Origin of the sequence: Vibrio makurazakiensis, from assembly GCF_050337375.1 — a bacterium.
Classification (GTDB): domain Bacteria; phylum Pseudomonadota; class Gammaproteobacteria; order Enterobacterales; family Vibrionaceae; genus Vibrio; species Vibrio makurazakiensis.
In genome coordinates this window covers 1-9,977 of sequence record NZ_JAKJSW010000164.1, presented here as the reverse complement: position 1 = coordinate 9,977, position 9,977 = coordinate 1, and the positions used below count along the sequence as shown (strand labels likewise).

Here is a 9,977-nt window from a genome sequence, read left to right as displayed (position 1 = left end):
TAGTTCCTTTCCACACGAACGTGTGCGTGAATAGATCAGCCGAATTATATCATTTATGCGAATTTTGAGGCAATGATATGAAATATAAAAGCATGTTGTTCGTTATAAAAGGGCATGTTCAGGGTGTGGGCTTCCGGTATTTTACAGGTATCAAGGGTAAAGAGCTTGAATTAACGGGATATGCTAAAAATTTGAACGACGGTACAGTGGAAGTATTAGTTACAGGGGACGTTGATAACTTAGATCTGATGAAGGAGTGGCTACTCGTAGGTCCAAGAACTGCGTCTGTTACCAACGTTACCATTAACACTCTTGAAGAAGTGGTAGAGTGCTGTGGATTCGAGATACTGTGAGTAATGTCGACAGTATCTCGTACTAATGGGTCTAGTACTTATGATTTATCGTTTATAAGCACTTTGCTGGCTTTGGCAACCCAGCAAGCTTTGTCGCTTGTTTTGCAGGACCTTGTTTGAAAAGTTTAAACAGATATTTACTGTTGCCTTTTTCAGGGCCGTGGGCTTTTTCCATCGCTTTGACTAACATACGGACTGCTGGAGATGTATTAAACTCTTCGTAAAAATTTCTCACAAAAAGAACGACCTCAACATGAGCATCAGTGAGCTCAATACCTTCTTCTTTAGCTAATACGCTAATCATTCCTTCTTCCCACTGAGTATGGTCTAGTAGGTAGCCTTGCGCATCTGTTTCGATTTGAGTGCCATTATATTCGAGCATAGTTTATTCCAACGTGTTTCTTTGATTCTGTCAATAGGGTACACGACACTTTAAATATTCCCAAAAAATAATGACTCTATGGGTATAAAAAAGCCCAAGAGCATAACTCTCGGGCTTCTTAGCACACATGTTGACTAACGATTAATCATCGCTATTCATTACACCTAGGATGCTTAATAGGCTAATGAAGATGTTGTAAATTGATACATATAAGCTAATCGTCGCAGAAATGTAATTAGTTTCACCACCGCGAATAATACTTTGAGTTGTTAGCAAGATAACACCTGTAGAGAACAGGATGAACATGCCGCTCATTGCTAACGAAAGCATTGGCATTTGTAGGAAGATATTTGCAACCATACCTACTAGTAAAACAACAAAACCCGCTAATAGCATGCCGTTAAGGAATGATAGGTCACGTTTTGTTGTAAGTGCATATGCTGAAGCTGCCATAAATGCTAAAGCTGTGCCGCCTAATGCTGTAAGGATGACATCACCCATACCTGCACCGATATACATGTTTAAGATTGGACCAATCGTGTAGCCCAAGAAACCTGTAAATAGGAACGTGAATACAAGACCCATGCTGTTATCACGGTTTTTCTCTGTTAAGAAAAGTAAGCCGTAAAAGCCAACTAGCATGATGATTATTCCCGGGCGAGGGAGGTTCATCGCCATAGATACGCCTGCTACGACAGCAGACCAAAGTAATGTCATAGAAAGTAGAGCATAAGTATTACGCAAAACTTTATTCGTTTGCAAAGCACTTTCTTGAGTCGCTGTGCGTGAAAACATAGGGCTGTTCATAATCTTCCTCGTAAGGTGTCTTAATAGTTATTAGTACATTTATGGAGGTGAAAGTTCAGAAAATCAAGTGTTCCATGCAATGTTCATAAACAAAATAATAATCAAAATAGACGGTTAAGTATTTTTGAAGGTGTAACACAATGTTACTTGAGTTGTTACGGTAAGTAAAAAGGCGACCGAAGCCGCCTGTTAAGTTTGTGTTTATTCGCTATTAATGGTGCAGGATCTGGCTCAAGAAGTTTTGAGTTCGGTCTGACTGAGGGTTTTCGAAGAAGTCTACTGGGTTGTTTTCTTCGATTATTTCCCCCGCATCCATAAAGATGACTCGGTCAGCAACTTCTTTCGCGAAGCCCATTTCGTGGGTAACACACAGCATTGTCATGCCTTCCTCTGCAAGTTCCACCATTACATCTAAAACCTCACGAACCATCTCAGGGTCAAGAGCCGACGTTGGTTCATCAAACAGCATCACTTGTGGGTTCATACACAGTGAACGAGCAATGGCTACACGTTGTTGTTGGCCACCAGATAGTTGCCCTGGGAACTTATCTGCTTGTTCTGGTATCTTCACGYGCTCTAAAAACTTCATTGCAATCGCTTCAGCTTCTTGTTTAGGCATTTTTTTTACCCAAATAGGCGCTAGTGTGCAATTTTCTAAAACCGTGAGGTGAGGGAAGAGATTGAAGTGTTGGAAACACATGCCGACATCTCTACGTACTGCCTCAATGTTTTTGAGATCTTCAGTTAACTCGTTACCTGAAACAAAAATGTGACCTTTTTGATGCTCTTCTAGACGGTTGATACAACGGATCATTGTTGACTTACCTGAACCAGAAGGGCCACAGATTACTATCTTCTCGCCTTTTTTAACTTCTAGGTTAATATTTTTAAGTACGTGAAACTCGCCGTACCACTTGTTCATGTCTTTTAACTCTATCATCAGTTCTGAAGAGTTATTGATTGCTTGCTGCGTCATAATACGTCCTTGATCTTCTTAATTATCGTTTGTGACCGGTGTGAAGTTTGTTTTCTAGCCATATCGAGTATCTCGACATACCGAAACAGAACACCCAGAACACTAACGCGACAAATACATAACTTTCTGTTGAGAAACCAAGCCACTCAGGGTCAGTGTTAGCTGCTTGGCCGATACCTAATACATCAAACATACCAATGATAAGCACGAGACTGGTGTCTTTAAATAAACCAATAAACGTGTTTACGATTGATGGAATAGTGATTTTCAATGCTTGTGGAAGAATGATTAATCCCGTTTTCTTCCAGTAGCTTAGCCCAAGAGCGTCTGCGGCTTCATATTGGCCTTTAGGGATTGCTTGCAAGCCACCACGTATTACTTCTGCCATGTATGCAGCACTAAACAAAACTACACCAATTAGCGCTCTAATCAGTTTGTCTGTCTCTGTACCTTCCGACAAGAACAGTGGAAGCATTACCGATGCCATGAAAAGGACAGTGATAAGAGGAACACCACGCCAGATTTCAATGTACACGGTACACATACTACGAATAATCGGCATTTCAGAACGACGACCAAGCGCCAGAGCCACACCAATTGGTAGTGAGACGACAATACCAACAAGTGCGATGATCAAAGTTACTAGTAATCCACCCCATTTGTGAGTTTCAACGACTTCAAGACCAAATACGCCGCCGTAAAGCAAACCAGCGATTAAAAATGGATAAATGTTTACAAAGAATAACCATATCCAAGTACGTTTTGGTGTTTTTTCGTAGGCCAGTAAACCAACGAAAATAGCGAGAGTGATGTAAAACAGGCGAGGGCGCCATAACTCAGCTTCTGGGTAGAAACCAAACATGAACTGGTCCCATCGAACACTGATAAAGACCCAACAAGCGCCATCACTTGTACAAGCATCTCTGGTTGTGCCAACCCAATCTGCATTGATTATTGCCCAGTCGGCGATTGCCCAAAGCAAAGATATTGCAAAGTACGCCAATATGACGGTAACAATGCTATTTACAGGGCCATTAAAAAGGTTTTTACGTAACCAGCCAATTGGGCCAACAGTATTTGCTGGAGGCGGAAGGTCTGGTTGAAATTGATGTATGCTCATCTTATCTCTCCACCAACGCAACTTTGCGGTTATATATATTCATCAATGCTGAAGTAAGTAGACTGAGAGTTAGGTAAACACCCATAGTCATTGCTATTACTTCAATCGCTTGCCCTGTTTGGTTTAGCGTTGTTCCTGCAAATACAGACACAAGATCTGGATAGCCAATCGCCATTGCAAGTGATGAGTTTTTAGTCAAGTTTAGATATTGACTTGTTAGAGGTGGAATAATGATTCTCAGTGCTTGTGGAATAATAACGAGCTTGAGAGTGCGCGAGCGAGGAATGCCTAAAGACATTGCAGCTTCTGTTYGTCCATGACTAACCGCATTAATACCTGAACGTACTATTTCAGCAATAAACGAGGCAGTATAGATGCTAAGGGCTAACATGAGTGCTGCTAATTCTGGGATTATGCTAATACCACCCTTAAAGTTAAATCCTTTAAGTTCAGGGTATTCAGCCGAAATAGGCATCCCCATAATAAAGTAAATTACAGTTGGTAAGCCCACGATTAGCGCAAATGCTATGCGCCCCATAGGGGTTTGCTGACCAGTTAGCTTTTGTTTGTTATTTGCCCAGATGTTTATCACGATTGTCGCAATGATACCTGCAATAAACGCAGCAATAACAATTGTGCTCCCTTGCTCAAAAATAGGAGCAGGGAAATAAAGGCCACGAACATTTAAGAAGATAGCTTCTCCTAAACTCATGCTCTGGCGTGCTGAAGGTAAAGCTTGAAGTACTGCGAAATACCAAAAGAATATTTGTAGTAGAAGGGGAATATTTCGGAATATTTCTATATAAATTGCAGCGAATCGACTAACTAACCAGTTTGACGAAAGCCTTGCAATACCCATTGAAAAGCCGATTACCGTTGCCAGAATAATACCAAGCACAGATACGAGTGCGGTATTTAAAAGACCGATAATAAAGGTTCTGCCATAAGAAAATGTTTCATCGTACTCGACGAGAGTTAGTCCTATACCAAAGCCTGCTTCTTGGGATAAAAAGTCGAAACCAGTGGTAATACCACGGGCATCTAAGTTAGTTAGTGCATTATTTACAATGGTATAAATAAAAGCACACAGTGCTAAGACTGCAAGTACTTGAAATACAACTGAGCGGAAAGTAGGGTTGTAAAGAAGGTTGGCGCTTTTAGCTTGCGGTTTTTCCTGGGATGGAGAAAGAGTTTCGTTAGGTTTCATACTGCTATAACCTCAAATCCATTTAATAAACAGGGCGGAAAATCCGCCCTGTTTGGTGCTATCTAAACTTTATTAACGGATTGGTGGAGCGTACATAAAGCCGCCCGCATTCCATAGTGCATTAACGCCACGTGAAATTTGCAGTGGAGAACCTGTACCAACTGTTCTCTCAAAGCTTTCGCCGTAGTTACCAACTTGTTTGATCACCTGGTAACCCCAATCATCACGAATACCTAGGCCTTTACCTTTAGGGCCATCAACGCCAAGGATACGTTTGATGTTTGGATCTTTAGACTTAAGCATTTGATCTGCGTTTTTAGAGCTGATGCCGTATTCTTCAGCATTGATCATTGCAGAAAGAGTCCATTTAGCTACGTTGAACCATTTGTCGTCATCTTGACGAACAACAGGGCCTAGTGGCTCTTTAGAAATGATTTCTGGGAGTACTTGTGCAGAAGATGGATCTTTAAGGTTCAAACGAAGTGCGTATAGACCTGATTGGTCAGTTGTAAGCACGTCACAACGACCAGCATCGAAACCTTTAGAAGTTTGAGCTGCTGTATCAAATACAACTGGCTTGTAAGACATACCACTATTACGGAAGTAGTCAGCTAGGTTAAGTTCTGTAGTAGTACCAGATTGAACACATACAGATGCGCCATCTAGTTCTTTAGCACTCGTAAGACCAAGATCTTTCTTAACCATGAAACCTTGACCATCGTAGTAGTTTACACCTACGAAGTTTAGACCAAGAGCTGTATCACGGTGAAGAGTCCAAGTTGTGTTACGAGATAGCACATCAATCTCACCTGATTGAAGTGCAGTGAAACGTTCTTTTGCTGTTAATGGTACGTATTTTACTTTTGATTTATCACCAAGTACTGCAGCAGCAAGAGCTTGACAATACTCAACATCAATTCCTTCCCATTCACCTTTAGAGTTAGGGTTAGAGAACCCTGGAAGACCCGTACTCACACCACAAGTTAAAAACCCTTGAGATGTTACTTTGTCCAGAGTGCTTTCTGCTGCCGATGCTGATGTTGCCATCATTGCAGTTGATGCAGCTACTACTGAAGCAAGAAGTGTTAGTTTATTTGTCATTTGTATCCTTCCTGTATGATCAATGTTAAACCAGGTGACACCTGATACACGTGCTCAATTAAGTTGTATTTCTATCTGTAAGCGTTTGAAATTACGAATCCTGCAGTAATTTAAAACAACCGTTTATAAGATTAGGAAAGGATTTAAGGTTTCACAAACATATAATTTAAAAAGATTTTTGAGTGAAATCACAAATCCGAACACAATTAGAATGACTAAATGTTAACTGAATGTAAATAGTGCAAAGGATCACATTGTTGGTGCAACAGGATTTAGGTTTTTAATTTTGCTAAAGAATAGGTAATTAGTCTGTTTAAATGGTGTGCTTCTAAACTTATGAGCTTTAATTAGTTTAAAATTTGGTCATTAATGGCTTTAATTCGTGCTCGGGAGTTATTTATATGCTCCAAATTTGGTAGCATGAATGAATAGTTATTTATCGGACTCAAGGAAGAAAATGCGTTACTTTCCACTGTTTTTAGACGTTGAAAATAAACCCGTATTGGTTGTTGGGGGCGGTGAGGTCGCATGTAGAAAAGTTGACTCACTCTTGAGGGCTGGAGCGGCGGTTACATTGGTCTCACCTAAGGTAGAGCCTTACTTGCACGATCTAATTGTCGAGAAGAAACTGATCTGGATTCAGAACTTTTATTCATCGCAACTGATCTCAAATGATTATATTCAAGTATGGGCGACAACAGACAACCCTGAACTGAATCATCAAGTTCATAGAGATGCAAAAAATCTGGGTATTTTGGTTAATGTAGTGGATGACTTACCTTACTGTGACTTCATTACTCCTTCAATGATCAACAGAGGCAGGATACAAATTGCGATCTCAAGCGGTGGTGCTTCGCCTGTTTTAGTCAGAAACATTCGTGAAAAATTGGAAATGGCACTTTCACAAAATTTGTCTGTGCTGGCTGATTTTGGTGCTTCAAAGAGGAATTCGATTAAAGAGCATTATTCGACAGTAGACGAGCGCCGTAAGTTTTGGGAAGTGTTTCTATCGGCCACTGAGGTAGAGCAAGCAACGACCAGAGAGCAGCTAGAGTCTCTATATCAGGGGGCATTAAAGCAAGGTATAGAAAGTAGTGGACGTGTTACTTGGATAGAGTTTGTCGACGACGTTGAGCTGCTGTCTATAAAGGCATTACGTTTGATGCAAGAAGCAGAGTTGGTACTTTACGCAAAAGAGTGTCCTTTTAGCTATGTTGATATGTGTCGTAGAGATGCAGAGCGAGAGTCTTTCTCTGACAGCGGAGAGCTATCGACAAAGTTAGCTAGTGCGAAGAAACGTCAGTTACGTGTTTGTGTCATGATCCCGCCGGCTAATTCAACATTTAGCCTTCTAATCGGTAGCGATACGCGGCTATCAAGTTCGAAAGAAATATAGAGAGAAACACGTCAGGTGTCTCAAATAAAAAAGGCCTCATTAGAGGCCTTTTTTGTAAGTAAGATTTCCGATTAACGGTTCTTAGTCACGGAAGTTGTCAAACTGGAATGGTTGACCAAGCTCGCCATTGCGAACAAGCGCCATTACAGCTTGGAGGTCATCACGCTTTTTACCCGTTACTCGAACTTTTTCGCCTTGGATTGAAGCTTGAACTTTTACTTTGTTGTCTTTGATCAGTTTAACGATTTTCTTTGCAACATCAGTTTCGATACCTTGTTTSAAAACAACAGTTTGGTTCCAAAACTTACCCGATTGATCGGCAGTCTTTGCTTCCATTGCTGTCGGGTCAACATTACGTTTCGTTAAGTTACTACGTAAAATATCGCGCATTTGTAAAAGCTGGAAATCATGCTCAGCAGAAAGCTTTACAGTTTCATCTTTGTATTCATAGCTAGCTTCAACACCACGGAAATCAAAACGAGTTGCTAGTTCACGCGTAGCGTTATCAACAGCGTTACGTAGCTCAACTGCTTCTACTTCTGAAATAATGTCAAACGACGGCATAATTGTATTTTCCTATTTTGAGTTTCTATCTTTAATTGCGCTAGCAAGCATATCCAACATCTTAGCGGTATCATTCCAGCTTAAGCATGGGTCAGTAATAGACTTGCCATATTCTAGATTATTGATATCGGTCATTGGCTGGTTTCCTTCTTCAATGAAACTCTCGGCCATGATGCCTGCGACTTGGTTCTTGCCAGACTTGATTTGCTCGCAAATATCGGCTGCAACATCGATTTGCTTACGGTGCTGCTTTTGACAGTTTGCATGACTGAAGTCGACGACTAAGCGTTGAGGTAGGTCGAACTGTTCCAACTGCTTACATGCGTCAGCGACAGACTCACTATCGAAGTTAGTGCCTTTATCACCACCGCGAAGAATGATATGGCCGTAAGGGTTACCTGAAGTACGGTAAACCGTCATGCGTCCATTCTTATCTGGAGAATAGAAGTAGTGAGAGGCCTGTGCTGCGCGAATTGCATCGATAGCAATTTTCACGTTGCCGTTTGTCGCGTTTTTAAAGCCAACAGGGCAAGACAAAGCTGAAGCCATTTCACGGTGAATCTGAGATTCAGTTGTACGAGCGCCAATTGCACCCCACGTGATCAAGTCTGCGATGTATTGGCCAGTGATCATATCTAAAAACTCGGTAGCAGTTGCTAAACCCAGTTTATTTATATCTAAAAGCAATTTTCGAGCTTTGTTTAAGCCTGTTTCTAGTGCGTATGAACCATCAAGGTTAGGGTCTGTGATCAGGCCTTTCCAACCAACAACAGTACGTGGCTTCTCGAAGTAAGTACGCATAACAACGAATAGCTCATCTTTGTACTGTTCTTGAATAGCACTTAGACGCTCAGCGTAATCTAAAGCAGCATCAGTGTCGTGTACTGAGCATGGGCCAACGATGACTAAAAGGCGATCGTCGCGACCAGTTAAAATATCTTCGATCTGTCTACGGGAATTTGCAATGCGTTCTGCTACATCATCAGTAATAGGGTGAGCAGAGCCTAATTCGGCTGGAGTTGGCATTGGCCCAAGAGCTTGGGTTCTCAACTCATCGGTTTTTAATGGCATGTGATAGCTTTATTTTTCTATTTCGAAGCGGTTAAGATAACGGAATTGAACTAAGGAATAAACTCTTTAGCGCCAATCTTATCTATCATTAATGGAATAATTACTACTTTATTAGTGGGTTCTAGCCAAAAGGTCGATTAGTACTTGAATTCCCGTGCGGCACTCGGTATTTTCGATTTAACACAACAGACCACCGCTGGAGCAGTAATGACTCAAGAAAATCAAGGCGCTCTTCACCCAGAACTCGTTCTAGGTGATGTATTACCGTCTTATGATGATAATAATAATTCCGACCATATCTATGTTTCGCTTTCTGAGCTTGTGATGGAGAAAATTTTCTACCACCCGAGCATTGAAAACAATCTAGCGTCATTATCTGATACAGATAAAAGTTCACTAGATACAATCCTTAACGGGAAGTCAGCTTCTCAACATTTCGTAGACACACTAGTATCTGCGATTGAATCTGCGGTTAAACCTTCGCATAAAGCAATTCGTGTATGCCTAAGTGGTGCAGACAGCTACGCATATAACTCTCTCCTTGGCGGATCTCTTCAGCCGCAAGAAACGAACCCTGCTCTTGGCTTACGTGGTGTATCTCTTTACGCTTCAGAAGCTTATGGCAAGGCCTTTGCTCTTGAATGCCAAGTAATCAAAAACTTACGAGAGAAAGGGATTGAAGTTGAGATCGTCGTACCATTTGTCCGTGCTTTGAGCGATGCTGCAAAAATTATTGATTTGCTTGCAGAGCAAGGTTTACCACGTGGCTTAAATGGCCTAAAAGTATTGTTCTCTTGTGATGTTCCTTCTTCAGTTTTACTAGCCGAGCGCCTACTGCACTACTTTGATGGCGTTGCGGTAAATATCGATAACCTAACTCAGTTTACGCTAGGTGTTGATAAGCAGAATGAAAGTCAAAAGTATCAGTTTGATCCTCAGAATGAAGCTGTGATCACTTTGATTGATATGATTGTTAAAGCAGCACAGCATAGTAAGAAAC

General features: G+C 41.2%; 11 protein-coding genes. 3 read left to right on the top strand and 8 right to left on the bottom strand.

Features of this window, described 5'->3' with window-relative positions; all coding sequences use genetic code 11:
• Positions 1 to 77: 77 nt before the first annotated feature.
• Positions 78 to 353, top strand: coding sequence for an acylphosphatase (gene yccX / locus L4C33_RS16145; RefSeq protein ID WP_428813443.1), 276 nt, complete (start codon positions 78 to 80; stop codon positions 351 to 353).
• Positions 354 to 405: 52 nt separating this feature from the next.
• Here the strand turns inward: yccX and L4C33_RS16140 are convergent, their stop codons facing one another.
• The 6 genes from L4C33_RS16140 to L4C33_RS16115 form a co-directional block, all read right to left on the bottom strand.
• On the bottom strand, positions 406 to 735 hold the full coding sequence (locus L4C33_RS16140; protein ID WP_428813442.1) for a TusE/DsrC/DsvC family sulfur relay protein: 330 nt from the start codon (positions 733 to 735) through the stop codon (positions 406 to 408).
• A 141-nt stretch (positions 736 to 876) separates the two neighbouring features.
• The gene (locus L4C33_RS16135; RefSeq protein ID WP_428813441.1) at positions 877 to 1,542 is read right to left on the bottom strand and encodes a Bax inhibitor-1/YccA family protein; all 666 of its coding nucleotides are present in this window, start codon (positions 1,540 to 1,542) and stop codon (positions 877 to 879) included.
• Positions 1,543 to 1,753: 211 nt separating this feature from the next.
• Positions 1,754 to 2,518 carry an amino acid ABC transporter ATP-binding protein gene (locus L4C33_RS16130; RefSeq protein WP_428813440.1) on the bottom strand — a complete coding sequence of 255 codons (765 nt, stop codon included), beginning with the start codon at positions 2,516 to 2,518 and terminating at the stop codon, positions 1,754 to 1,756.
• 22 nt (positions 2,519 to 2,540) lie between these two features.
• A complete protein-coding gene (locus tag L4C33_RS16125) occupies positions 2,541 to 3,638 on the bottom strand; it encodes an amino acid ABC transporter permease (protein ID WP_428813439.1) in 1,098 nt (365 codons plus the stop codon).
• Between the two features lies 1 nt (position 3,639).
• Positions 3,640 to 4,845: an amino acid ABC transporter permease gene (locus tag L4C33_RS16120; protein WP_428813438.1), complete on the bottom strand. Its 1,206-nt coding sequence runs from the start codon at positions 4,843 to 4,845 to the stop codon at positions 3,640 to 3,642.
• A 72-nt stretch (positions 4,846 to 4,917) separates the two neighbouring features.
• Positions 4,918 to 5,946, bottom strand: coding sequence for an amino acid ABC transporter substrate-binding protein (locus tag L4C33_RS16115; RefSeq protein ID WP_428813437.1), 1,029 nt, complete (start codon positions 5,944 to 5,946; stop codon positions 4,918 to 4,920).
• Positions 5,947 to 6,403: 457 nt separating this feature from the next.
• Here L4C33_RS16115 and L4C33_RS16110 point away from each other — a divergent pair, with 457 nt between their 5' ends.
• Positions 6,404 to 7,342, top strand: a complete 939-nt coding sequence (locus tag L4C33_RS16110) for a precorrin-2 dehydrogenase/sirohydrochlorin ferrochelatase family protein (RefSeq protein ID WP_428813436.1) — start codon at positions 6,404 to 6,406, stop codon at positions 7,340 to 7,342.
• A gap of 81 nt (positions 7,343 to 7,423) precedes the next feature.
• On the opposite strand, the gene L4C33_RS16105 is transcribed toward L4C33_RS16110, so the two are convergent.
• Both L4C33_RS16105 and L4C33_RS16100 read right to left on the bottom strand, forming a co-directional pair.
• Positions 7,424 to 7,906, bottom strand: coding sequence for a YajQ family cyclic di-GMP-binding protein (locus tag L4C33_RS16105; protein ID WP_428813435.1), 483 nt, complete (start codon positions 7,904 to 7,906; stop codon positions 7,424 to 7,426).
• 12 nt (positions 7,907 to 7,918) lie between these two features.
• On the bottom strand, positions 7,919 to 8,977 hold the full coding sequence (locus L4C33_RS16100; protein ID WP_428813434.1) for a 3-deoxy-7-phosphoheptulonate synthase: 1,059 nt from the start codon (positions 8,975 to 8,977) through the stop codon (positions 7,919 to 7,921).
• Positions 8,978 to 9,184: 207 nt separating this feature from the next.
• On the opposite strand from L4C33_RS16100, the gene L4C33_RS16095 reads away from it, so the two are divergent.
• On the top strand, positions 9,185 to 9,977 hold a 793-nt coding region (locus L4C33_RS16095), incomplete at its 3' end, for a putative PEP-binding protein (protein WP_428813433.1).

Bases quoted from the DNA above. Each gene is read 5' to 3' on its own strand.
- yccX (WP_428813443.1), top strand. From the start codon at position 78: ATGAAATATAAAAGCATGTTGTTCGTTATAAAAGGGCATGTTCAGGGT.
- L4C33_RS16140 (WP_428813442.1), bottom strand. From the start codon at position 735: ATGCTCGAATATAATGGCACTCAAATCGAAACAGATGCGCAAGGCTAC.
- L4C33_RS16135 (WP_428813441.1), bottom strand. From the start codon at position 1,542: ATGAACAGCCCTATGTTTTCACGCACAGCGACTCAAGAAAGTGCTTTG.
- L4C33_RS16110 (WP_428813436.1), top strand. From the start codon at position 6,404: ATGCGTTACTTTCCACTGTTTTTAGACGTTGAAAATAAACCCGTATTG.
- L4C33_RS16115 (WP_428813437.1), bottom strand. From the start codon at position 5,946: ATGACAAATAAACTAACACTTCTTGCTTCAGTAGTAGCTGCATCAACT.
- L4C33_RS16100 (WP_428813434.1), bottom strand. From the start codon at position 8,977: ATGCCATTAAAAACCGATGAGTTGAGAACCCAAGCTCTTGGGCCAATG.
- L4C33_RS16125 (WP_428813439.1), bottom strand. From the start codon at position 3,638: ATGAGCATACATCAATTTCAACCAGACCTTCCGCCTCCAGCAAATACT.